General features: G+C 63.8%; 21 protein-coding genes and 1 pseudogene. 10 read left to right on the forward strand and 12 right to left on the reverse strand.

Annotated features, from left to right (window positions below):
- Nucleotides 1-87: 87 nt before the first annotated feature.
- The 5 genes from ACZI8R_RS16375 to ACZI8R_RS16395 all read right to left on the reverse strand — a co-directional run bounded on the left by ACZI8R_RS16375 (nt 88) and on the right by ACZI8R_RS16395 (nt 4,873).
- Nucleotides 88-1,773, reverse strand: a complete 1,686-nt coding sequence (locus ACZI8R_RS16375) for an FAD-dependent oxidoreductase (RefSeq protein ID WP_463380706.1) — start codon at nt 1,771-1,773, stop codon at nt 88-90.
- Between the two features lie 87 nt (nt 1,774-1,860).
- Nucleotides 1,861-2,082, reverse strand: coding sequence for a dodecin (locus ACZI8R_RS16380; RefSeq protein WP_463380707.1), 222 nt, complete (start codon nt 2,080-2,082; stop codon nt 1,861-1,863).
- 75 nt (nt 2,083-2,157) lie between these two features.
- Nucleotides 2,158-2,673: a DUF6764 family protein gene (locus ACZI8R_RS16385; RefSeq protein ID WP_463380708.1), complete on the reverse strand. Its 516-nt coding sequence runs from the start codon at nt 2,671-2,673 to the stop codon at nt 2,158-2,160.
- A gap of 98 nt (nt 2,674-2,771) precedes the next feature.
- A complete protein-coding gene (locus ACZI8R_RS16390; protein WP_463380709.1) occupies nt 2,772-3,827 on the reverse strand; it encodes a DNA polymerase domain-containing protein in 1,056 nt (351 codons plus the stop codon).
- Nucleotides 3,827-4,873: an ATP-dependent DNA ligase gene (locus ACZI8R_RS16395; protein ID WP_463380710.1), complete on the reverse strand. Its 1,047-nt coding sequence runs from the start codon at nt 4,871-4,873 to the stop codon at nt 3,827-3,829. Before ACZI8R_RS16395 ends, ACZI8R_RS16390 begins: the two co-directional genes overlap by 1 nt.
- 147 nt (nt 4,874-5,020) lie before the next feature.
- Between ACZI8R_RS16395 and lppU the strand changes: the two genes are divergently transcribed.
- The gene (gene lppU, locus ACZI8R_RS16400) at nt 5,021-5,635 is read left to right on the forward strand and encodes an LppU family putative lipoprotein (RefSeq protein ID WP_463380827.1); all 615 of its coding nucleotides are present in this window, start codon (nt 5,021-5,023) and stop codon (nt 5,633-5,635) included.
- A 16-nt stretch (nt 5,636-5,651) separates the two neighbouring features.
- Here lppU and ACZI8R_RS16405 read toward each other — a convergent pair whose 3' ends face one another.
- Nucleotides 5,652-6,779, reverse strand: coding sequence for a magnesium and cobalt transport protein CorA (locus tag ACZI8R_RS16405; RefSeq protein ID WP_463380711.1), 1,128 nt, complete (start codon nt 6,777-6,779; stop codon nt 5,652-5,654).
- A gap of 278 nt (nt 6,780-7,057) precedes the next feature.
- Between ACZI8R_RS16405 and ACZI8R_RS16410 the strand changes: the two genes are divergently transcribed.
- The 4 genes from ACZI8R_RS16410 (at nt 7,058) to ACZI8R_RS16425 (ending at nt 10,744) form a co-directional block, all read left to right on the forward strand.
- Nucleotides 7,058-7,738: a 3'-5' exonuclease gene (locus ACZI8R_RS16410; RefSeq protein WP_463380712.1), complete on the forward strand. Its 681-nt coding sequence runs from the start codon at nt 7,058-7,060 to the stop codon at nt 7,736-7,738.
- 37 nt (nt 7,739-7,775) lie between these two features.
- Nucleotides 7,776-8,483, forward strand: a complete 708-nt coding sequence (locus ACZI8R_RS16415) for a TetR family transcriptional regulator (protein ID WP_463380713.1) — start codon at nt 7,776-7,778, stop codon at nt 8,481-8,483.
- A gap of 172 nt (nt 8,484-8,655) precedes the next feature.
- Nucleotides 8,656-9,816, forward strand: coding sequence for an acyl-CoA dehydrogenase (locus ACZI8R_RS16420; RefSeq protein ID WP_463380714.1), 1,161 nt, complete (start codon nt 8,656-8,658; stop codon nt 9,814-9,816).
- A gap of 79 nt (nt 9,817-9,895) precedes the next feature.
- Nucleotides 9,896-10,744: a 3-hydroxybutyryl-CoA dehydrogenase gene (locus ACZI8R_RS16425; protein ID WP_463380715.1), complete on the forward strand. Its 849-nt coding sequence runs from the start codon at nt 9,896-9,898 to the stop codon at nt 10,742-10,744.
- Nucleotides 10,745-10,810: 66 nt separating this feature from the next.
- On the opposite strand, the gene ACZI8R_RS16430 is transcribed toward ACZI8R_RS16425, so the two are convergent.
- Nucleotides 10,811-11,242 (reverse strand): DoxX family protein, encoded by a 432-nt coding sequence (locus ACZI8R_RS16430; protein WP_463380716.1) that lies wholly within the window; start codon nt 11,240-11,242, stop codon nt 10,811-10,813.
- A gap of 164 nt (nt 11,243-11,406) precedes the next feature.
- Between ACZI8R_RS16430 and ACZI8R_RS16435 the strand changes: the two genes are divergently transcribed.
- Genes ACZI8R_RS16435 through ACZI8R_RS16445 form a run of 3 tightly spaced genes read left to right on the forward strand, consistent with a single transcriptional unit; the run spans nt 11,407 to nt 13,491 of the window.
- Nucleotides 11,407-12,396 carry an LLM class flavin-dependent oxidoreductase gene (locus ACZI8R_RS16435; RefSeq protein ID WP_463380717.1) on the forward strand — a complete coding sequence of 330 codons (990 nt, stop codon included), beginning with the start codon at nt 11,407-11,409 and terminating at the stop codon, nt 12,394-12,396.
- Nucleotides 12,397-12,434: 38 nt separating this feature from the next.
- Nucleotides 12,435-13,088, forward strand: a complete 654-nt coding sequence (locus ACZI8R_RS16440; protein ID WP_463380718.1) for an SDR family oxidoreductase — start codon at nt 12,435-12,437, stop codon at nt 13,086-13,088.
- Nucleotides 13,089-13,107: 19 nt separating this feature from the next.
- Nucleotides 13,108-13,491: an RNA-binding S4 domain-containing protein gene (locus ACZI8R_RS16445; RefSeq protein ID WP_463380719.1), complete on the forward strand. Its 384-nt coding sequence runs from the start codon at nt 13,108-13,110 to the stop codon at nt 13,489-13,491.
- A 56-nt stretch (nt 13,492-13,547) separates the two neighbouring features.
- On the opposite strand, the gene ACZI8R_RS16450 is transcribed toward ACZI8R_RS16445, so the two are convergent.
- The 5 genes and pseudogenes from ACZI8R_RS16450 to ACZI8R_RS16470 all read right to left on the reverse strand — a co-directional run bounded on the left by ACZI8R_RS16450 (nt 13,548) and on the right by ACZI8R_RS16470 (nt 21,198).
- Nucleotides 13,548-14,447: a diacylglycerol kinase gene (locus ACZI8R_RS16450; RefSeq protein ID WP_463380720.1), complete on the reverse strand. Its 900-nt coding sequence runs from the start codon at nt 14,445-14,447 to the stop codon at nt 13,548-13,550.
- A complete protein-coding gene (locus tag ACZI8R_RS16455; RefSeq protein ID WP_463380828.1) occupies nt 14,444-16,024 on the reverse strand; it encodes an FAD-binding oxidoreductase in 1,581 nt (526 codons plus the stop codon). The genes ACZI8R_RS16450 and ACZI8R_RS16455 overlap by 4 nt, the downstream gene beginning before the upstream one ends.
- A 79-nt stretch (nt 16,025-16,103) precedes the next feature.
- A pseudogene (locus ACZI8R_RS16460) lies at nt 16,104-17,376 on the reverse strand (MFS transporter).
- A 29-nt stretch (nt 17,377-17,405) separates the two neighbouring features.
- Entirely contained in the window at nt 17,406-20,771 is a 3,366-nt protein-coding gene (locus ACZI8R_RS16465; protein ID WP_463380721.1) for a DEAD/DEAH box helicase family protein, read from the reverse strand.
- Between the two features lie 79 nt (nt 20,772-20,850).
- A complete protein-coding gene (locus tag ACZI8R_RS16470; protein ID WP_463380722.1) occupies nt 20,851-21,198 on the reverse strand; it encodes a DUF732 domain-containing protein in 348 nt (115 codons plus the stop codon).
- Between the two features lie 212 nt (nt 21,199-21,410).
- On the opposite strand from ACZI8R_RS16470, the gene ACZI8R_RS16475 reads away from it, so the two are divergent.
- Both ACZI8R_RS16475 and ACZI8R_RS16480 read left to right on the forward strand, forming a co-directional pair.
- Complete coding sequence (locus ACZI8R_RS16475; protein WP_463380723.1) at nt 21,411-21,998, forward strand: Rv1352/Rv1906c domain-containing protein; 588 nt, start codon at nt 21,411-21,413, stop codon at nt 21,996-21,998.
- Between the two features lie 29 nt (nt 21,999-22,027).
- The gene (locus ACZI8R_RS16480) at nt 22,028-22,369 is read left to right on the forward strand and encodes a hypothetical protein (protein ID WP_463380724.1); all 342 of its coding nucleotides are present in this window, start codon (nt 22,028-22,030) and stop codon (nt 22,367-22,369) included.
- The last annotated feature ends 35 nt before the right edge of the window (nt 22,370-22,404 follow it).

Below are 22,404 nucleotides of genomic sequence, written 5' to 3' on the forward strand. Positions count from 1 at the left end.
CCCCGACGTGATCGTTACCGCTTCGTGTCATTAACACACACGATGCGGTGTCCTAGCAATTCCCTCGTTACATACCGGCGAGGTGGATCACGCGTCGCCGCGGGCGGCCTCGAGCATGCTTTCGATGCTGATCAGCTTCAGCCGCGGCCGTCCGGTCGCCTTACCCTCTGCGCGTTCTGCCTTGTCGATGCGCTGCCAGCCCTGGAAATCGATGGCCTCGGGCGCCCGCTCGGCGAGCAGCTTGTCGAGCGCTTCACGGTTGTCCGGCGCCTCGAGCCGTCCTGCAACGAAATCGTCGACCAGCATCGTGACGGTCTCGGCCGAGCAGTACTTGTTCGTGCCGATCACCCCGGTGGGGCCGCGCTTGATCCATCCCGCTACGTAGACGCCGGACACGGGTGCACCGCTCTCGGGGTCGATCACGCGCCCGTTCTCGTTCGGAATCACGCCACGCTGGTCGTCGAACGGCACGTCCGCCACCGGCGTGCCTCGGTAGCCGATCGAACGAAGGACGAGACCGGTCTCGAGTTCCTCGACATTCTCCGTTCGATGAGCCGTGAGCTGGCCCGATTCACTACGTACCATGTCGTTGGCCGCGAGACGGATCTTCTCGACATGCCCATCATCGTCACCCAGATACTCGACCGGTGAGGTGAGAAAGCGCAGCACGATCCGCTTCCTGGACGGATCGGCCGTGCGCTTCGCGAATCCCTCCACCTGCGAAACCTTGAGCTTGACCGACGGCTCGGACTCGTCGCTGTCGACGAATGCGCGGCTCTCGGCATCGAGGACCGCCTCATCGGGGTCCACGACGACGTCGACGTTCTGCATGCGGCCGAGCGCGAGCAACTCGGGGTTCGTGTACGCAGCCTGAGCCGGCCCACGACGTCCGAGGATGACCACTTCCTCGATGTTGCTCTTACGTAGGGCCGCGAGCGCGTGTTCGGCGAGGTCCGTCTTGGCGAGCTCGTCCGGGTCGGTGACCAGAATGCGGGCGACGTCGAGTGCGACGTTGCCGTTACCGACGATCACGGCGCGCGGGCCGCTCAGATCGAACTCACGGTCGGCGTAGTCGGGATGACCGTTGTACCAAGCCACGAACTCGGTCGCCGCGAAGCTGCCGTCCAGCTCCTCGCCCGGAATTCCCAGGGTGCGATCTCCGGCCGCACCGACGGCGTAGATCACCGCGTGATGGTTCTGCAGGAGTTCGTCATGCGCGATCTGGCCGCCGACCTCCACGTTGAAATGGCACCGAACATTACGGCGACCGACCGCCGAGCGGAATTGATCGGTCACTCCCTTGGTTCCGGGGTGGTCCGGTGCGACGCCGGCGCGAACCAGCCCGTACGGGGTGGGTAGCCGGTCGAATATATCGACCTCGATCCGGGGCTTGGCCGTCAGCTCCATGGCCGCGTAACAGGCCGCAGGCCCCGAGCCGACGATCGCGACGTGCAGGGTGCCGAGGTCCGCCGGGATCGAGACCGGCTTGACCACGTCCGGCCAGTCGGGGCCGATGGGGTACTTCGTGAAGTACTCGGCATTGATGTCGAGGTACGGCTCGTCTTCTTCCGGCAGCTCGTTGTCCGCGTAGATGGCCTCGACCGGGCACTCTTCGACACAGGCTCCACAGTCGATGCACGTTTCGGGATCGATGTAGAGCATCTCCGTGGTCGCGAACGGTTTCTCGTCCGGCGTGGGGTGGATGCAGTTGACGGGACACACGTCCACGCACGACGCATCGTTGCAGCACGGCTGCGTGATCACATAAGTCACGGTTCTTCCCCTACCTGTGCACTACGTCACTCGACACGACCAGACTATAACGTGTTCCAGTTTGGGGCGAGAAAGAACGGACGCCGACTACACCTGGTCGCCCGCTTCCACCCGGAACCCGACCTTGACCGTGACCTGAAAATGCGCGACGGCGCCGTTCTCGACGTGCCCGCGGGTCCCGACGACCTCGAACCACTCGAGGTTCCGGACGGTCTCGTTCGCTCGCGAAATCGCATTGCGGACTGCCGCATCGGTGCTTTCGGTCGAGGATCCGACGATCTCCACTACCCGGTAGACGTGATCAGCCATGATCAATCCCTTCGTTACGAAACTCCGGTCCCACGAGTCAACCAGAACAAGGGAATAGATGTGACCGGTATCACGTCAGGGTGTGTGCCAGGTCTGCACACCGTTGCTGAAGCAGGCCTGGCCGGTGCCGAAGTTGGCCACGGCCGACAGCCCACCACCACAGATGACCCCCTTGTCGGCGGCACCGACGAACGACTGTCCGCGGGGACCACTGACAGCCACCGAGAGACCAGGGTGGTCGACAGCGCCGATGGCGACACTTTGCGGCCCGAGAGCGAAGGCGGCCACAATTCCGCGACTCGCCTCGGCTGCGCCCGTACCGCCGGCATGACCCACGCCGAGCGCGGCGCCGGATGCTGCGGCCTGCGCGAATCCGACACCGGCGTTCCCGAGAGCAGCGGCATTGCTGGCGAGATCGGCCCGCGCTCCACACGCATCGGCGCCGGCGACGATCACCGTTTCTCCGCCCGGAGACTGGACGCACGTGAGCGGTCGTGCCGCGGCCGTGCCAGGCGAAAGCAAAAGGCCTCCGCAAGTTGCTGCTGCGATGCCGAGCGCAAGTCCGGCCCCACGCGCTGTCGTACGATTCATGGGGCCGAGAGTACGTCACACAGGTAACCTCTTAGAAGCCAACGAATGTCACGATTGTTCATACAATTCGAACTCGTGTCACCTGAGATTTGCTGACCTCAGCTCGCACCCTTCGCCTCGCGCTCGGCTTTCCGATCCCTGTCCTTGCTCGGCTGCACCCGCTTGGGCTCCCCCGGCATCTTCGGATAGTTGGGCGGATAAGGCAGGTCACCGAGGCCGTTCGCAGTGTCGCGGTCGGCCATTTCCAACAGGCCGTCGAGCGAGTGCGCTACGTCGTCGAGGGCGGCCATCGGGTCGCCTCGGCGATCCACCAACCCGGGCACGGTCGCGATCGTGAAGTCGTCGGGCGAAGCATCCACCAGCTCTTCCCAGGTGAGCGGCGTGGACACGGTCGCAATCGGCGTCTTGCGCGCCGAGTAGGCGGAGGCGATCGTCTTGTCTCGCGCGTTCTGATTGAAATCGAGGAAGATGCGTTCGCCCCGCTCTTCCTTCCACCACGATGTGGTCGCCCGGTCCCCACTTCGGCGCTCGATCTCACGGGCCAGCGCGATACCCGCACGCCTCACCTCGATGAAGTCCCAGCGAGGCTCGATCCGCACGTAGACGTGCAGCCCGCGCCCGCCGGAGGTCTTCGGGAAGCCGATCAGTCCCAGTTCGTCGAGCAGCGGCCTCATCACCTCCAGTGCGATGACCCTCGCATCGTCGAATCCGGTCCCGGGCTGCGGATCGAGGTCGATACGCAGTTCGTCGGGATGGTCGACGTCCGGGCACCGCACCGCCCAGGGATGGAACGTGATGTTGCCCAGGTTGGCGGCCCACACGATGTCGGCGGCGCTGCGCACTCGCAGAACGTCGGCAGTACGCCCGGACGGGAACGTGACCTCACATGAAGCCACGTGTTCCGGTCGCTTCGCGGGGACTCGCTTCTGGTAGATCTCCTCACCCTCGACCCCGTCCGGGAATCGTTGCAGGTGCGTGGGCCGGTCACGGAGAGCGCCGAGCAGCGCACCATGAGTCGCCATGGTCCGGTAGTACTCGACGAGGTGACGCTTGGTGCCGCCGTCCACGCCCAGTTGCGGGTAGTAGATCTTGTCGGGGCTCGACATCCGGACGGACACTCCGTCGACGTCGAGTTGTTCTGCAACGCTTGCCATCACGACCCTCCGCTCAGAACATCGGTGAGGTCGTATCGCACCGGAACCTCCAATTGGTCGTACGTGCACTCGTCCGGAACGCGATCCGGACGCCAGCGCAGAAACTTGACCGCGTGCCGAAAACGGCGGCCTTCCATCTGGTCGTAGGCCACTTCCAGTACGCGTTCGGGCCGCAACGGAACCCAGCTGCGGTCGGTTCCCGACCGCCACCTCGTGGCCTCACCCTCTGCCACGACGTCGTCGCCCACGCGCAGCGGCTGGAGCTCCTCGAGCAGTTCTCTGCGGCGCGCCTCCGTGAACGCGGAGGCACCACCGACCATCGCGAGCTGATCGCCGTCGTACAGACCGAGGAGCAACGACCCCACTCCGTCGACGCTCTTGTGCGGCCGGTACCCGATCAGCACACAGTCCGCGGTCCGCGCATGCTTGACCTTCACCATTTCGCGCTTGTTCGGGAGGTAGACCCTGTCCAGCTTCTTGGCGACGACGCCGTCCAGGCCGGCGCCCTCGAACATCTCGAACCATTCCGTGGCCAGTTCACTGTCCTGCGTCGCGGCGGTGACGTGACAACTCGGGCCACGCCCACCGACGGAATCGAGCAACAACGAACGCCGCTCACGAAAAGGCTCCGACGTCAGATCACGGTCGCCCAACGCGAGCAGATCGAAACCGATGAACTGCGAAGGCGTTTCCGCCGACAGCTTCGCGACCCGACTGGCCGCCGGATGAATCCGCTCCGACAGCGACTCCCAGCTCAGTCGAACTCGTCCGTCGATCGAACGTGGAACGACGAGTTCGCCGTCCACGACACACTTCTCCGGGAGCTCCGCCCGGACGGCCTCGACCATCTCGGGGAAGTAGCGGGCAAGGTCCTTGCCGCCCCTCGACCCGAGAACCACCTCGTCGCCGTCCCGGAACACGAGGGCGCGGAAGCCGTCCCATTTCGGCTCGTAAGACCAGGTCGGCGGACTGTCGGTCTGTTTCGGCACCGACGGCGCAGCCTTTGCGAGCATCGGCTGAACCGGGGGCTCCACGGGAAGGTGCACAGCTACATAGTGTCACCACGATCAGCCGATGTCAGCGCAGTCGGCAAAGCACGTATGGCCTCGAATAGGATTCGCGACATCAACGAACGGCACCGCGGTCGGGCGCGCATTCGCGACGACGCACGCCATACAGGGAGGGAACCCATGATGTCCGGTCTGCCGAGACGCATCTGTACGTCGATCGTCGCACTCTCCGCGGTGACGCTCCTGTCGGCCGGGTGCGGTTCGTCCACCACGGAGGGCACTGCCGTTGCCGCCGACGATGCCGGGGCGGTCAGCACATCGACGTCTTCCTCCTCCACCACCACGAGCGCCGAGCCCGGGCAGGAAGGCTCCGACGACGGTGGTGAGGTCGACCTCGAGGTCGAGATCGGTGAGTGTGTGCAACTGGGCGGCTCGATGGAAGACGCGACCATCGACAACGCCACCTGCGGTAGCCCCGATTCCAACTACAAGGTGATCGGAAAGGCGCCCACGAGCGACCAGTGCGTGTCCGACTCCGACCAGAGCTACTACGAGACGCTGCGCGGCGTCGAGCAGGGCGCTCTCTGCCTGGACATCGACTGGGTGATCGACGGGTGCATGGACCTGCCTTCGGGCGGCGACCCGATCCGGATCGAGTGCAACGACCCCTCTGCTCAGGACGGCGTGCGTGTCACCGAGATCGTGCAGGGCGGTGGAGTCGTGGACGACTGCACCAAGTCCGAAACCGGATTCGAATACACCGACCGCAAGTTCGTCGTCTGCGTCGACGACCTGTGACCGACGGCGGCGCGGCTCAGAGCCAGCCGCGCCGCTTGAAAACCGTGTAGAGCCCCGCGCAGGTGAGCACCATCAGACTGATCGCGAACGGGTACCCGTACTCCCAATGCGTCTCGGGCATGATGTCGAAGTTCATCCCGTACACCGTGCCGATCAGGGTGGGCGCGAACAGGATTGCCGCCCAGGCCGACACCTTCTTCACTTCTTCGTTCTGAACGTAGCTCGCCTGCGTCAGGTGCCGCATCTCCTCGTTCTGAGCCTGCGACACGAGAGTCGCGTTCACCGTGAGGATGTTGCCGAGCAACTGCCGGAAGCCGTCGGCCCGTTCGACCACGACGGTCGCATGATCCGTGACGTCACGAAGGTAGCGACGCAATTCTTCGTCCGTGTTGTACTTCTCGAAGCCCACGGCCAGACTGCGCAGCATGCCGATCAGCGGCTTCGTGGCCCGCTGGAATTCGATGACCTCACGGGTGAGTTCGTAGATGCGGCGCGAGACACCGGGATCACCGCTGAACACCTCGGTCTCGATCTCGTCGATGTCGTTCTGCAGACCGGCGACGACGGGGGCGTACCCGTCCACGACCGCGTCGAGGATCGCGTACAGAACGGCCTCGGGTCCCAGCCTCAGCAGATCTGGATCCGACTCCATCCGGGTCCGCACGGCCGACAGATCCGGAGACTCGCTGTGCCGCACCGTGAGAACGAACGTCCTACCGCAGAACACGTGCAGCTCACCGAATTCGACGCGTTCGGTGTCGTCGCAGTACCTCGCGGCCCGAAGGACGGCGAACAGGGTGTCGCCGTACCGCTCGAGCTTCGGGCGCTGATGGGCGACGATCGCGTCCTCGACGGCGAGCTCGTGCAGGTCGAACTGCTCTGCGGCGGCGTACAACTGATCGTTCTGCGGCCGGTACATGCCGATCCACGCCATCGAGGTCTCGTCGGGCAGTGCGGTGAGCGCTTCTGCAAGGGTTGCCGGCGAGGCGATCTTGGCACCGTCCCGGTAGACGGCGCTGTTGACCACTGTGTGCTCGACCGACGCCGGTACGGGGGACCTCGGCGCGCTGTGTGCGGTCTCGGAATCGGACACGCCGGCAGAACGGCGGGGGATGAGGGAACGGACGGTTCGCAATTCACGCATGAGCTACTGCTTTCGGGCAGAACGGGACGTGCCTGTCCGGCGCATTCGAAGCGCTGACGGACAACACCTGGGTCGGGAGTCAGTAATTACTGGGAGGTTGGCCACTCATCGCAAGCCACACCTCCATTCTGTCCACGACGCCGCACGTACGGCAGTCTCACATCGCAGGACACGCTACCCGCGCGGCAGCCGGACCGCCAACCATGTCGGGGGCACGGTGTTAGCTGTTCGCAGCACGCCCAGAGCCCAGCACGTCCAGAGTCACGAGAGGCGAACACATGAACGGTTGGTCCGACCGCCCCGTCTGCGCATTCGATCTCGAGACGACGGGCCGAGATCCGCGTACCGCCCGTATCGTGTCCGCATCGGTCGTCGTCACCGACGGCGTGCACACCGAATCACGCAACTGGTTGCTCGACCCCGGCATGGCGATCCCGGAAGGCGCGTCCCAAGTGCACGGAATCTCCTCCGAGCACGCCCGCGAGTTCGGACTGCCGTACGGCGAGGGGTACCTCGAGATCAGGCAAGCACTGGACGAGGCGTGGGCCCGCGACCACGCGGTCGTCGCGTTCAACGCCTCCTACGACCTCACTCTCATGCACCACGAGGGCCTTCGATTGGGGTATTCCGAGCTCGTGACAGGCGTCGTCGTCGATCCCTACGTCATCGATCGGGAGATGGACAAGTATCGAAAGGGCAAGCGCACCCTCGGTGCGATGTGCGAGCACTACGGGATCGCACTGGACGCCGCTCACGAAGCGCAGGCGGATGCGGTCGCTGCCGCCGAACTGGCGCGCAGCCTCGCCATCGCCTTTCCGGAAATCTGCGGTCCGGACGTCATGACGCACCAAACGAACTGGCACGCCGAACGTCAGGCGGATTTCGCCGAGTACCTGGTTCGGATGGGCAGGGACGCCTCGGACGTCAACGGTGAGTGGCCCATCCGAGGAATCGCGTGAGCGGTACCGATTTGCCCTCGATGTGATACTTGCGAGCATGACCGAACGCGTCGATACCGCAGGCGACCCTGCAGAATTCCGCGTTCACGTCGTCGCCCAGGCCATTCGGCTGTTCTCCGAGAACGGATACGAGGCGACCACCGTCGAGCAGATCGCGTCGGCGGCGGGGGTGTCTCGGCGCACCTTCTTCCGTCAGTTCCGCTCCAAGGAAGACGTGATCTTCGCCGATCACGAGTCGCTGCTCGAACAGGCCGACGAGCACCTGTCCACCGACGCCGCGGATCCGTGGGCGGCGGTGTGCGATACCGCGAACCTGGTGTTCGACCGCTTTCGTGAGAATCGCGAGCTGTCGGCTCGCAGGTTCCTGCTGGTCCAGCAGGTTCCTGCCCTGCGTGACCGGGAAATCGTCACGGGCTTTCGCTACGAACGACTGTTCGTCGACTACTTGCGCGCGGCGCTCCCGGTCGAACCGGTCCTGAAAGTCATCGGGTTCGCCGCTGCTGTCACTGCGTGCCACAACTACTTGCTCCGCAACATGACCCGCGGTGACGAATCCGCGACAGCCGAAGCGCTCGACGAGGCGCTGCTCGAGGTGCGGCGAACCTTCGGTGTCGCACCTGCCGCAACCCCGCATACTCGTGAATCAGTGCTGGTAGTGACCTACCCGCCCGGCACTCCGGTGGACGACGTCACCGCCCGGGTCCGCGCTCGACTCTCCGCGCCGGCACCGGCCGAGACGGACTGACACCCACTCTTCGCTTCCCAGCCCTTGACTGGCACTCAGTGCCGTGGTTGACTGCGCTCAGAGTGGTCGACGTATGCCCACACATCGCCGACCGACTACGACGAAACGGCACCGAGTGCCCGGTGTCCCAATGGCAACAACCCGTAACGCAACCCATAAGAGGAGCAACCACATGGCCGGAAACCCGGACTTCGATCTCTTCAAGCTCGGCGAGGAGCACGACGAACTGCGTTCCGCGATTCGCGCACTCTCCGAGAAGGAGATCGCACCGCACGCCAAGGACGTCGACGAGAACGCCCGTTTCCCCGAGGAGGCGCTCACCGCCCTCGTCAACTCCGGCTTCAACGCGATCCACGTTCCCGATGCCTACGACGGCCAGGGCGCCGACTCGGTTGCCACCTGCATCGTCATCGAGGAAGTTGCCCGCGTCTGCGGTTCGTCCTCGCTGATCCCCGCCGTGAACAAGCTCGGCACCATGGGTCTGATCCTCAACGGTTCGGACGAGCTGAAGCAGCAGGTTCTGCCCCAGCTCGCATCCGGCGAGGCCATGGCGTCCTACGCACTGTCCGAGCGTGAGGCCGGATCTGACGCTGCCGCCATGCGTACGCGCGCCAAGGCGGACGGCGACGACTGGATCCTCAACGGTTCGAAGTGCTGGATCACCAACGGCGGCAAGTCCAGCTGGTACACCGTCATGGCTGTGACCGACCCGGACAAGGGCGCCAGCGGCATCTCCTCGTTCATGGTGCACAAGGACGACGAGGGCTTCACCGTCGGACCGCTCGAGCACAAGCTGGGCATCAAGGGCTCCCCCACTGCAGAGCTGTACTTCGAGAACTGCAAGATCCCCGGTGACCGCATCATCGGCGAGCCCGGCACCGGCTTCAAGACGGCACTGCAGACGCTCGACCACACCCGTCCGACCATCGGTGCACAGGCCGTCGGCCTGGCGCAGGGCGCTCTCGACGCTGCGATCGAATACACCAAGGACCGCAAGCAGTTCGGCCGCGCGATCGCCGACAACCAGGCGGTGCAGTTCATGCTCGCCGACATGGCGATGAAGGTCGAGGCTGCGCGTCTCATGGTCTACACCTCGGCTGCTCGCGCCGAGCGTGGCGAGAAGAACCTCGGATTCATCTCGGCCGCGGCCAAGTGCTTCGCATCGGATACCGCTATGGAGGTCACCACAGACGCCGTGCAGCTCTTCGGCGGCGCCGGCTACACCACCGACTTCCCGGTCGAGCGCATGATGCGCGATGCCAAGATCACTCAGATCTACGAGGGCACCAACCAGATTCAGCGTGTGGTCATGTCCCGCGCACTGCTCAAGTAAAAAGCGGCTTCGCCGCCTGTGAGTGGTTGGCGAGTCCCGGGACTCGCCAACCACTCACAGGCGCTTTTCAAGGAGAGATATGGAACTCGTAGGAGTAATCGGCGGCGGCACCATGGGTGCCGGCATCGCCGAGGTATGCATCAAGGCCGGAAGTTCGGTCCTGATTCTGGAAACGAAGCAGGAGTTCGCCGAGGCGGCCCTGGGACGTATCGAGAAGTCGCTGGCCCGTGGAGTGAAGTCGGGCAAGCTCACGCAGGAAGACGCCGACGCCGCACGTAAGCGCGTCGACGTGACGCTCGACATCGAGGATTTCGCAGACCGCGATCTCGTCGTCGAGGCTGCGCCCGAGATCGAGTCGCTCAAGCTCGAGCTGTTCGGCAAGCTCGACAAGATCGTGAAGCCGTCGGGCATTCTGGCGACCAACACGTCGTCCATCCCCGTCATCAAGATGGCCGGCGCCACCGAGCGACCCGGCCAGGTCGTGGGCGTTCACTTCTTCAACCCGGTGCCGGTGATGCCGCTCGTCGAGATCGTGGTCGCACTCACCACTTCCGAGGAAACCGTCAAGGCTGTCACGGATTACGCCGCGAACACTCTCGGCAAGAAGGCCGTGCGAGCAGGCGACCGCGCCGGCTTCATCGTCAACGCGCTGCTCATCCCGTACCTGACCTCTGCCGTGCGCATGCTCGAATCGGGCTACGCCACGGCCGAAGACATCGATGCGGCGATGAAGGGTGGCTGCGGTTACCCGATGGGGCCGCTGACGCTGATCGACACGGTCGGCCTGGACATCACTCTCGCGGCAGCGCAGTCGCTGTACGAAGAGTTCGGTGAGCCGCACCTGATCCCGCCGCCGCTGCTCCGCCGCAAGGTCGAGGCCGGGCACATGGGCAAGAAGTCCGGGCAGGGCTTCTACAGCTACAGCTAGCCCCGACCCACGCACGTACGAACGGGACGCCCGTCCAGTCAGACCGGACGGGCGTCCCGTTCGTCGCTAGGTGCGAGAGGTGAACGGCAGTTTCCCGCCGAGAAGTCCGTCGACGCTGAATCGCCCTGCGCCGACCACGGCGAGGATCAGCGACGCCGCACCCAGTGCGAGCACCAGTTCGTAGCCGCCGTCCGAGACCCAGATGCCGGAATCGGCGTGTGCGAAGAAGTACGCACCGATCATGTCGAGTACGAAGAGCGCACCGACTACGGGCACGAGGACGCCTGCGATCAGGGCGATACCGCCGAGCACCTCGAGCCAGGTCGCGAGAAACGCAGACACGCCGGGCACGGGAACACCCATGCTGTCGAAGCCGGCCTTCGTCGCCGAATGCCCGTTCTGAACCTTTTGCAGTCCGTGCGCGAGGAAGATGGCGCCGATGCCGACACGGCCGATCAGGAGCCCGACGTTCCGAACCGTGGGATTACTGGTGTTCATGTGTGCCTTTCGCGGACCTGAAAGTAGTTGCGATTGCAATTACCGAGACAGCAGAAGAGTACAAGCTTGAACTTGAACCTTCAACCTAAAGACTCTTCGGGAATCAAAAGCCACCCCCGACTGTTGTCCACGACGTCTGCTCACAACGAAAGGCTGGCGTCACCGTGGCTGTTCCGCTCTCCATTCTCGACCTCGCCCTCATCGGACCCGGCGAAACCGCTCGAGAGAGTTTCGACGCCTCGGTCGAGACCGCACAGCATGCCGAGGAGTGGGGGTACCAGCGAATTTGGTACGCGGAGCACCACAACATGTCGTCCATCGCGTCGTCGGCGACGAGCGTTCTGATCGCCCACGTAGCGGCCCACACCGAGAAGATCAGGCTGGGCGCGGGCGGCATCATGCTCCCCAACCACGCGCCACTGACGATCGCCGAGCAGTTCGGCACTCTCGAGACGCTGCACCCGGGCCGTATCGATCTCGGGTTGGGACGTGCCCCCGGCAGCGACCAGAAGACCATGCGTGCCCTGCGGCGCGATCCGTCGTCTTCCGACAGCTTCCCCCAGGACGTGCTCGAACTTCAGGGGTACCTCGCCGGAAATTCGCGAATCCCGGGCATCGACGCCATCCCCGGCAAGGGCACCAACGTGCCGCTGTACATGCTCGGGTCGTCTCTCTTCGGCGCGAAGCTCGCCGGAATGCTCGGCCTGCCTTACGCATTCGCCTCGCACTTCGCGCCGAACGCGCTCGAGGACGCCGTTGCGCTCTACCGGCGTGAGTTCAAACCGTCCGAGCAACTTGCCGAGCCACACGTGATCGCCGGACTCAACGTCATCGCGGCCGACACCACCGAGGAGGCACTCGACGCGTTCCAGCAGGCGAAGCGTCAACGCGTGAATCTGCTGCTGGCGCGTGACCGGAAGTTCACCGACGAGGAAGCCGACATGGTTCTCGAAAGCCCTGCCGGACAGCAGGTTCTACAGATGGCGAAGTACACCGCCGTCGGCACTCCGTCTGCGGTGAAGGACTACGTCGAAGAGTTCGCACAGCATGCCGACGCCGACGAACTCATCGTCGCGTCGTCGGCGCCCCGTCGAGCAGGCCGCCTACGGTCGCTGCAATTGCTCGCCGAGGCAACCGATCTCGTATCTGCTTGATTCGACCGAAACACAGAGAACGATCGAAGGGAGACCTCATGTCGAAGATCGCCATCATCGGAGGACACGGAAAGATCGCGCTGCATCTGGCGCGCATCCTCGCAGACCAGGGCAGCGAGGTGAGTTCGCTCATCCGAAATCCTGACCACGAGGCCGATATCCGCGAGGCGGGCGGCACGCCGGTACTGGCCGACGTCGAGAACCTCTCCACGGACGACATCGCCGACAAGATTCGCGGGCACGACGCAGTCGTCTTCTCGGCCGGTGCCGGCGGCGGCAACCCCGATCGCACGTACGCCGTCGATCGTGACGCCGCGATCCGTTCCATCGATGCCGCGAAGTCGGCCGGTGTGAACCGGTATGTGATCGTGTCGTACTTCGGGGCCGGACCGGACCACGGCGTGCCGAGTGACAACAGCTTCTACCCGTACGCCGAGGCCAAGGCTGCGGCCGACGAGCACCTGCGCGCCTCGGGCCTGGACTGGACTGTTCTCGGACCGAGCGGCCTCACCCTCGACGAGCCGACCGGCAAGATCGAACTCGGACCCGATGCCGACAAGGGCAAGGTCTCGCGAGCAGACGTCGCACAGGTCGCCGCGGTCGTTCTCGCAACCCCGAGCAGCGCCGGCAAGACGATCGAGTTCAACAACGGCGATACCCCCATTGCGGAGGCCGTGAACTCCGCCAGATAAGGCTTCGTATCCTGAGAAGGTGCCCGCATTCACCAATGACCCAGCCAGCGCCCGTGTGGACAGCTGGACCTGGGCGGTGCGCCTTTTCAAGACCCGCTCGCAGGCTGCGACGTCTTGCCGCTCGGGGCACGTTCGTGTGAACGGCGCCCCGGCCAAAGCGTCGCAGCCCGTGCGAATGGGCGACGAAGTACGCGTCCGCGGCGGCGGCACCGAGCGCATCGTCGTGGTCGTACGGCCGATCACCAAGCGCGTGGGAGCGCCGATCGCCGCGGAGTGCTATCGCGACGAGACACCTCCGCCACCGCCGCGCGAGCTGCTGGCCGTCGTCCCGAAACGAGACCGCGGAGCCGGCCGACCCACCAAGCGCGAACGCAGGGAGATCGACCGCCTCCGCGGTCTGTGAGCCGAAGACTCAGTGGCATGTGAGCCCAAGGCTCGGCGGTATGTGAGGGCGTGCCTCTAGGCCGGTGTGTGGCTCAGGATTCGCAGTGCCGTCGGCACGGCCTCGATGGTGACCGGCAACGGCCCCACCTTGTCTCCGTCCGCGTAGGCGGTGATTCCCTCGGAGCGGACTACCACCTTCTTGGTGCGGAACGTTCGCACCTCCGGCAGGTCCACGTGGGTTCCCTTGAACACCCGCGGGAAGAACCGAATGAGCCGGAACCGGTTGCCGTACTCGACCAGAGTGATGTCGAGAAGGCCGTCGGTCTTGTCTGCCTTCGGGCAGATCTGCATGCCGCCGCCGTACGAACGCCCGTTGCCGATCGCGACGAGCGTGGCCGGGGTACGGACCGTTTCGTCATCCATCTCGAGTGTGAAGTCGAGTGGCTTCAACTGCGCGAACTCGGCAAGGATCGCCAGGTTGTAGCGCATCCGCCCCTTGGGCCACGTCATTCGATTGGCACGATCGGTTACGAGCGAGTCGAAGCCGGTGGCGACAATCGTTCCGGCCCACACCACGCTGCCGTCCGACAGCGTGATCTTGGCGAGGTCCGAGTCCTGGACTTCACCGTCGGCGATGACGTCCGCCGCAGCCGCCGGATCCCCAACAGGAATGCCGAACTCACGGGCGTGATCGTTTCCGGTCCCTGCCGGGATCAGACCGATCGGGGTGCCCGACTGCGCCGCCGACTGCAGCGCAAGGCTGATCGCTCCGTCGCCACCCACTACTACGAGTGCGTCGGTTCCCTCTTCGATCGCACGGGCTGCCGATGCCTTGGCATCGTCGGCGTCGGTACCGATGATCTCGGTAACCGCGATTCCACGCTCGCGAAGACGGGCTACCGCTTTCCGACCTGCCTCGGGGCCGTGCCCGTGCCCGGAGAGCGGATTGATGACGACGGTTACCTTCTCGATCATGGAATCAACTTACCCGGGTTGAGAATCCCCGCCGGATCGACAGCGTCCTTCACTGCACGCAACACGCGCACGCCGAGGTCACCGATCTCGTCCTTCATCCACGGGCGATGGTCCACACCGACGGCGTGGTGGTGGGTGATGGTGCCGCCGGCCGCGATGATCGCGTCGGAGGCAGCCGTTTTCGCCTTGCGCCACTGCGCGATCGGGTCTTCTGCCTGTCCGCAGACGATCGTGAAGTACAGCGATGCGCCGGTCTGGTAGGTGTGCGAAATGTGGCACATCACCAAGGGCGGTGTGCCCTGCTCGGACAGTGCGGAGGTCAGCGCCGTGGTGACCGCAGTCTTGAGATTCTCCAGGTTTCCCCAGTTGGTCGCTGTCTCGAGGGTTTCGCACAGCGCGCCCGCGTCGAGCAGCGAGTCCCGCAGATACGGGGCGTCGAAACGGCCGTGTTCCCAACCGTTTCCGGGTTCTTCACCGAGGGACGTACCGCCGTGCGACTTCAGGATGGTCCGGGCTTCCTCTGCCCGTTCCGCCGTGTGCTCTTCCGTTCCCTCGAACGTCGTGATGGAGAGGCATCCACCGGTGACGGAGTCTTCGCCGATCTTGTCGGTGGTCGCGAGGTTGATACCGGTCTCGGCCTCGTCCGACAGCCGCATCACGGTGGGCATGGTGCCCGCCTGCACGACCGCGCGGAGTGCGGCCGCACCGGTGAGGAAGTCGGGGAAGTGCCAGCCTTCGCGCACAGTGGTCTCGGGAACGGGGTGTACCCGAACTCTGACCTGGGTGATGACGCCGAGCGTGCCTTCCGAACCGACGAACAGCTCACCGAGGTCCGGGCCGGCAGCCGAGGCCGGGGCCCGGCCGGTGTCGATGGATCCGGTAGGAGTCACGACGCGTAGGCCCTGAACCATGTCCTCGAAGCGCCCGTAGCCGGCCGAGGCCTGACCCGAGGATCGGGTGGCAGCGAAGCCGCCGATAGTGGCGAACAGGAAGCTCTGCGGGAAGTGGCCGAGCGAGTACCCCTGCTCCCCGAGCAGCTCTTCGGCACGAGGGCCTGTCAGCCCTGCACCCAGCACCGCGATACCCGATTCGGTGTCGAGGTCGACCAGCGCGTCGAAACGGCGAAGATCGAGCGAGATGACGGCGTCGAATCGATCCCGTACCGGGTCGAGACCGCCTACGACGCTGGTGCCGCCGCCGAAAGGAACGACTGCGATCGCATTCTCGCTCGCGTAGGAAAGGACCTGGGCGACCTCGTCGTCGGTACCCGGCACCACGACGGCGTCGGGCGCATTCTGCGGGTCGGTGCTGCGACGACGCAGGAGGTCGAGGGTACTCTTGCCGCCGGCGCGCAGCAGACGATCGTCGTGCGATGTACTGACGTTCCCGTCGCCCACGATCGCGGCAAGACCCTGAACTTGCTGGTCGGACAGCGCAGACGGTGTGAGGACCACGGCGTCGGCCTGGAGGTTCTCGCCGCCGTTGGGAGCGACTCCCAACGCCTGCTCCAAAAGTGCCTTCACGCCGTCCGAGAGGACCTTACGCTTGTCGGGATCGCCCCACCGGTCCCACTGCATCGGAGGACGGCCTTCCATCGAATCAGTCATACTTTATAGTGTTACACATTATGTAACTCTGTAACAGAGGTATCCGCGACTACTTCCTTTGTCGCCTCTCGCGCAGCACCTGACGAACCGGACGTAGGTCGACGCCGAGTTCGCGCCGCGCCCGCCCACGATTGACGAGCACCCCGATGATCGCGATGACCCAGATCGGGTACTGAACAAGCCACGCCACGCGGAACGCATCGAACGTGTAGCCACCCAGTGCGTCGAGGATCAGTCCGATCGACTGGATCACGATCAGCGATGCCAGGAATCCGCCGATGTTCACCATGCCTTGGGCGGTGCCCATCGAAGTACTTGGATTGAACATGCGTGCGTAGTCGAACCCGATCATGGAACCCGGGCCACCCACCGAGATCACGACCACGAGCAGAACCAACAACCACATCGGCGCCGGACCGGGCAAGGCAAGCACCGCCGTCCACACCAGCGCGTTGCTGATCATGATCGACAGGACGAGATACGACCGCCGCATGGGGAATCGTCCGCTGAGGATGCCGATGACAGGGCCGGCGACGATCGCGGAGATCACCGAGAGCGTGAGCAGTCCACCGGCAGCGCCTGCGGAGAGCCCTTGCGCCGAGCGCAGGTACGGCACACCCCACAGCAGCGCGAACGTCGTCATCGAGAACTGGGTGCCCATGTGGGTGAAGAAGCCGAGCCGCGTGCCGTGACGGGTTGCCACCGCACGAATCTGCCTGCCCACCTCTTTGATTCCCGCGGGCGCGGCCACCACTTCCTGGCCGGGCGGTGAGTTGCGGATGACTGCCAGCGCGAGCACGAACGACAACAGCGCCATTGCCGCTGCGGATCCGAACGCGTAGTTCCAGCCCGGGCCGTTGAGGATCAACAGGAACGGCAGCGCGGAAAGGATCTGACCGACCTGCCCGAAGATGCCCGTCAGCTGGGACACCAATGGCACCCGCCGAGGCGCGAACCATTGCGGAACCAGACGCAGAACGGAGATGAAGGTCAGTGCGTCGCCGACTCCGACAAGGACGCGAGCGGCGATCGCCACGGGCAGCGCCTCCGTGAGCGCGAGCGACAACTGGCCGACAGACAAGATCAGCGCCCCGGCAGCGATCATTCGCCGCGACCCGAACCGGTCCAGCAGTACGCCCGCAGGAATCTGCATCCCCGCATAGACCACGATCTGCAGGACGACGAACGACGACAGGACGCTCGGGCTGATCGAGAACCGGTCCGTCGCGGCCAGGCCGGACACACCGAAGGACGTCCGCTGGAGCACGGCAACGAGATACGCGAATACCCCGACCCCCCCAGACCAACCACGCCCGCTTCATCGGTTCATCGCCCTATCCGCCTCCGACCACTATGCAACGCCCGCAGAGTCGTTGATCTGCTTGAGCACCGTCACGATTCGTCCGGCTTGGTTGGCGTCGAAAACCTGGCTCAGTCCTTGAGGCGCCTTATCGGTGAACGGGGCTTCGAACAGCAACTTCGGCGCCATGACGCCGTGACGGGTGAGGTGTCGAATGATCAGGTTGATGAACTCGATCTGGTTGGCGCTGGCGGTGCGGCCCTCGAGGAACTCGGCGAATGCCGCCGTCGCGGAGGCCCTGTCGAGGCCTACCAATGACCGGATGAACTTGCCGAGTCCGTCCGCATTTTCGATTGCGCGCTTCAGATCATCTGGTTCCGCAACGCCGCTGCGGACGAGCAGTTCCTCGAGCGATTCCAGATCCGAGTCGGTAAGAGGGAGCGCTTTCTGGAGCTTCTGCAGTGCGAGGTTGTTCGGTTGCTCGGCCAGGAACGCCTGAACCTTGGCATTGAATCGATCGACGTCGGTGCCGATCGCCATATTCGGCATCGCAGTCTCTGTGATCTCGCCGAGCGTGTCTTCGAAGTTGGAGTAGATGATTGGGCGCTTCTTCTTCTCCAACAGTCCGATGATGGAACGCAGCTTGCGACGAGCGTCCTCGAGCATGGGCAAGGTGACGTCCTGCCACCACTCATCGCCCGCCACCTCGCGCAACAACTGTTCCCGCTTCTTGATGTCGGGGATGCGCAACTGCTCGAGCAGTCCGTCTGCAATGTCGCGGATGGGAGTGCGGTATCGCTCGAGGGTCTGATCGTCGTAGAGAACCGCGAGCTGACTTCGAATGATCATCAGGTCGAAGCGCTTGGCGGCCTCGTCACTGTCACGAACAGTCGTAGGCAGCGGAGCGAGATGCTCGACAATTTCAGCGAGCTGCTGTTCTGCGAGCGAGTCCCACGCTTGGCGCTCCACATACTTTTCGACAACGCGCCGCTTGGGCTTGACGATGAAATTGTCCAGGCGCATACCCTGCACGTGAGTGATCAGCGTATTGGCAGTGTCGTTGCGCAGGTCAGCGTGAGCACCTGCCTTGTCCAGTCCGGCAATGAGCTCTGCCCGCGTGACGAAGATTCTCTCCGAGAGCGGAGTCGACAGTGACCCCTCCGGGGTCTTGTAAGTCTCGTTGAAGAATTCGATGTTGGCACAGAGGTCGAAGATGAAGAAGTCCTTTTTGTCTCGACCTGGTCCGAACAAGTCTGGGCACAAGCGTGTCCCGCGGCCGACCATCTGCCAGAACTTCGACTTCGAACGGACCGGCTTGAAGAACATGAGGTTGGCAACCTCTGGCACATCGATACCGGTGTCGAGCATGTCGACAGAGATTGCGATGTGCGGTGACTTTTCGACTCGGGAGAAGTCGTCGATCAAAGTCTGGCTGTAGTCGACGGAGTACGTGATGACCTTGGCGAACTGGCCTTTGAACTCCGGGTAGTTGGCATTGAAACGGTCCGCGATAAAGTGGGCATGAGCGTTGTTCTTGGCGAAGACGATCGTTTTGGCCAAGCGGTCACCCCCGGCCACGCGATGGCCTCGCGTCATCAGCACCTCGAGCGCCTTGTCGACCGTATCGATATTGAACAACCACTTGTTGACGGCTTCGGCCTCGACGCGGTCGGGGCTGTCGCCGTCCTCGACGCCCCACTCAGCGGCGTCCCAATCGTTCTTTTCTTCCTCGCTGAGGTCGTCGTATCGGACCCCTTCGCGTGGAAACTTCAGAGGAACCGTGACAGCACGGGGTGGAACCAGGTACTCGTCGGCAATCGCCTCGTTGAGGCTGTAATTGTCTGTCGGAACGCCATCTTCGAGATTGAACAGTTGATAGGTGTTTCGGTCGACCTCATCCTTGGGTGTGGCGGTCAGACCGAGAAGCATCGAATCGAAGTGGTGAAAGATGTGCCGATACTTCTGGTAAACGGAGCGGTGAGCCTCGTCGATGATGATCAGATCGAAGTAGCCGGGGCCGAAACGCCGTGCACGATCATCGACCTGGTTGATCAGGCCCATCATCGTCGGGTAGGTGGCCACGTAGACACGACCGTCGGTGTTCTTCTCGGTGAGTAGGTTCACTGGCGCCGATTCAGGTAGGACGGCCTTGAAGGTGTTGACAGCCTGATTGACCAGGGCGACGCGGTCGGCCAGGAACAGCACGCGTTTGGCCCAGTTTGCGCGGGTGAGAATATCGGTGAGCGCGATGACGGTTCGAGTCTTGCCCGCTCCTGTGGCCATGACGAGCAGGGCCTCACGCTGATTCTCGACCTCGAACCGATTCATAACGTGCCTGATGGCACGCTCCTGATACGGACGGTCGACGATTCCTTTCGGGACCTCGAAGTCCGCGAGTGTGCGCCGCGTCGTCCGCCGCTGAATGAGCAACTCCAGCTGATCCCTGGTGTGGAATCCCTGAATCGGCCTGGGCGGGTAGCTGGTGTCGTCCCAGATGTGGTGCTCGAACCCGTTGCTGTAGTAAATGATCGGGCGCTGTCCGTACGCCTTCTCTAAACAATCGGCGTACAGCTTTGCTTGCTGCGCACCAGCGCGAGCATCTCGACTGGTGCGCTTCGCTTCGACCAGGCCGAGGGGTTTGCCTTCGGGACCCCACAGCACGTAGTCGACACACCCTTTCTTGCCGCCGGGCATCCCGTCGACGGGGAACTCGCGGTCGCGGGTCTGGTCGAGTGTCCACCCGGATTCGAGGAGATCTGCGTCGATGAACTCGAGACGCGTCTGCGCCTCGTTGTAGTCGTGGGTGTCCGGCTTCGCCAAGTTGGCGGCCTTCACTGCCGCGAGCTCGGCGCGCAAAGCTTCGAGCTCTTCCTCGAGAGTAAGGCTGCGGGCCTCGGAAGCCTTCAGCGCAGCATCTTTGGCTTCGAGTTCACCGCTGAGCTTCGTGATTTGCGCGACCGATTTGGCGACCATCTGCCCCGCCGGCTTCGGAAGCAGCGCCGGATCGAATTGTTGACTGGGATTCGGGCGGCTGCTCGGGTCCTTGCCGTAAGTGCGGGCCACCCAGGAGAGAATGTGGAACAGCTCGCGAAGCGCGACCTGACTCTTCTCCTTGAGTACGGGCTTGTTCTCGTGCACAGCTGCATTGCCGAGCTTGCGAATGAGGTTCATCTTCTGCTGGAGCCCGTGGCCCACCAGATCGATGAATGCTGGTTCGTGAAGGCGCGCCGACAGGTCACTCTTGTAGGGCTCGGCGATGCCTTCCACCCGGTATAGCCAGGCGACAGTGTGCTCGACAGTGCGGCGCGCGTAGAAGCAGGTGGTGCGGGCATCGAACAAAGCGTCACGTTCGGTGAAACGGGCCTCTGTATGAAGATGGGGCCACTCGACCTTCAGGAACTCGAAGTTGCCCTTCACGGCCGTCCTCCTTCGGAATGCGATGCTCCGGTAACGCACGGTGCTCTGTCAGCTGATCTTGGCACACGAATGGCCCTTGTCACGGGTGGCTCCCCACCAATTCTGGGCAGAACTCGTCGACAGCTACCAGGACGAACACCTTTGACTTTGCAGGCGTGATCGGCAACGTCCCAACCAGGATGTTCGCCACGTCCGAGGGGCTCACATTCCGCTCGAGTGCGGAACACACGCTGCGGCCGACCTCGACCGCCGCCTCAGGGCTTTCGAAGGACATCTCCTTCTTGGCAAGCGTGCCGATGAAGCTGGGATCGGCCGTCGATGCAGTCGGCACCTCGATGGGCGAGTCCGCGGTCCTTGCGGTTGCACCGCTGTACAGCGCAACACCAAGCATCAACGCGCAACACAGACTGAGAGTGATTCGGGGCATTGCTCTCTCACTTACGAAAGTCGTCTCCACCCGGGTTCCGGGGCTGTATCGGTGACAGCCGCAAGACGTTAGAGCAACACTCCGACAAGTGACGCTCCCTGGTCTGGCGGCGCAAACTTGTCGGACCCCTCTGTCATTCTGTTGGGCTCCTCGTTGGAGCGACGAACGAGCCATATGGCTCGCAGTCTCGTACTGAGTACCGAGGAACATCGATGACTGACACGAACCAGCCCGCACCACAGCCTGCCCCCGTAAAGACCGGGAAGCCGCGACGGTGGCCGTGGATTGCGGCACTGATTGTGGCGTTGGCCGCGGGCCTTGCTGTCGGCAGCGCAGGCAAAGACGTGAAGGGCGACCAGCGCGCGCAGCACTTGGCGGAGCAGACGGCTAGGGCCGAGGAGCGTGAAGTGACTGCCGCGCAACGGGAGGCAGAGGCAGTACAGAAGCGGGATTCGCTCAAGTCTCGCGCAACCGGCCTCGATACTCGCCAAGCCGAGCTCGATCGGATTTCGGCGGATCTGGCGAAGCGGGAGCAGGCGCTGCTTCCGAAGGAACAGGCGGCTGCCAAATCCAGGATCACCAGGGACGGAATCTACTTGGTAGGGAAGGACATCGCGCCGGGCACCTACCGCACAGCAGGCAGCAGCAGCTGCTACTGGCAGCGCGCGAGCGGTACCTCGGGTGATTTCGGCGAGATTCTCGCCAACGGCAATGAGTCCGGGCAAGCGATCGTCACGATCGCGCCCTCGGACGTCGCTTTCACGACGAAGCGCTGCGGCGCTTGGGAACTCGTCAACTGATCTCGATCGCGACCAGAGAAGGAATCATCATGGGCAACATGAATTACGGCCCGAATCACGGGCAGATCAACGTGTACCAGAACAACGTCTATCAGGGGTACGGCCGCCCGCCACGCCGGAACAACCATCCGATCCTCAAAGGAATCGCGATTTTGTTTGCGATCGGGCTGCTCATCAAGCTCTGGTGGGTGGTTCTGACGGTGCTAGCCGTGTGGCTGGGAGTGAAAGGGTTCCAGAAGTGGCAGCACCATCAGCAGCTTGCCGCGCAGGAACGGGCGCAAGTGGCTGCCCGCGCAGAAACACAGAACCAAGCATTCCTGGCGGGCGACCCGTATGGGATCTTCGGTAATCCACCGAAGCATCAGCCGTGATCGAAGGCGGGCGGTGCCTTCGGGCCACCGTCCGC

Source organism: Rhodococcus huquni (assembly GCF_055231055.1).

What these genes read in the sequence shown, in the direction of transcription:
- ACZI8R_RS16480 (WP_463380724.1), top strand. Translation starts at nt 22,028, where the DNA reads ATGGGCAACATGAATTACGGCCCGAATCACGGGCAGATCAACGTGTAC.
- ACZI8R_RS16475 (WP_463380723.1), top strand. Translation starts at nt 21,411, where the DNA reads ATGACTGACACGAACCAGCCCGCACCACAGCCTGCCCCCGTAAAGACC.
- ACZI8R_RS16430 (WP_463380716.1), bottom strand. Translation starts at nt 11,242, where the DNA reads ATGAACACCAGTAATCCCACGGTTCGGAACGTCGGGCTCCTGATCGGC.
- ACZI8R_RS16410 (WP_463380712.1), top strand. Translation starts at nt 7,058, where the DNA reads ATGAACGGTTGGTCCGACCGCCCCGTCTGCGCATTCGATCTCGAGACG.
- ACZI8R_RS16380 (WP_463380707.1), bottom strand. Translation starts at nt 2,082, where the DNA reads ATGGCTGATCACGTCTACCGGGTAGTGGAGATCGTCGGATCCTCGACC.
- ACZI8R_RS16385 (WP_463380708.1), bottom strand. Translation starts at nt 2,673, where the DNA reads ATGAATCGTACGACAGCGCGTGGGGCCGGACTTGCGCTCGGCATCGCA.
- ACZI8R_RS16415 (WP_463380713.1), top strand. Translation starts at nt 7,776, where the DNA reads ATGACCGAACGCGTCGATACCGCAGGCGACCCTGCAGAATTCCGCGTT.
- ACZI8R_RS16420 (WP_463380714.1), top strand. Translation starts at nt 8,656, where the DNA reads ATGGCCGGAAACCCGGACTTCGATCTCTTCAAGCTCGGCGAGGAGCAC.
- ACZI8R_RS16440 (WP_463380718.1), top strand. Translation starts at nt 12,435, where the DNA reads ATGTCGAAGATCGCCATCATCGGAGGACACGGAAAGATCGCGCTGCAT.
- ACZI8R_RS16470 (WP_463380722.1), bottom strand. Translation starts at nt 21,198, where the DNA reads ATGCCCCGAATCACTCTCAGTCTGTGTTGCGCGTTGATGCTTGGTGTT.
- ACZI8R_RS16425 (WP_463380715.1), top strand. Translation starts at nt 9,896, where the DNA reads ATGGAACTCGTAGGAGTAATCGGCGGCGGCACCATGGGTGCCGGCATC.
- ACZI8R_RS16390 (WP_463380709.1), bottom strand. Translation starts at nt 3,827, where the DNA reads ATGGCAAGCGTTGCAGAACAACTCGACGTCGACGGAGTGTCCGTCCGG.
- lppU (WP_463380827.1), top strand. Translation starts at nt 5,021, where the DNA reads ATGTCCGGTCTGCCGAGACGCATCTGTACGTCGATCGTCGCACTCTCC.
- ACZI8R_RS16405 (WP_463380711.1), bottom strand. Translation starts at nt 6,779, where the DNA reads ATGCGTGAATTGCGAACCGTCCGTTCCCTCATCCCCCGCCGTTCTGCC.
- ACZI8R_RS16450 (WP_463380720.1), bottom strand. Translation starts at nt 14,447, where the DNA reads ATGATCGAGAAGGTAACCGTCGTCATCAATCCGCTCTCCGGGCACGGG.
- ACZI8R_RS16455 (WP_463380828.1), bottom strand. Translation starts at nt 16,024, where the DNA reads ATGCAGTGGGACCGGTGGGGCGATCCCGACAAGCGTAAGGTCCTCTCG.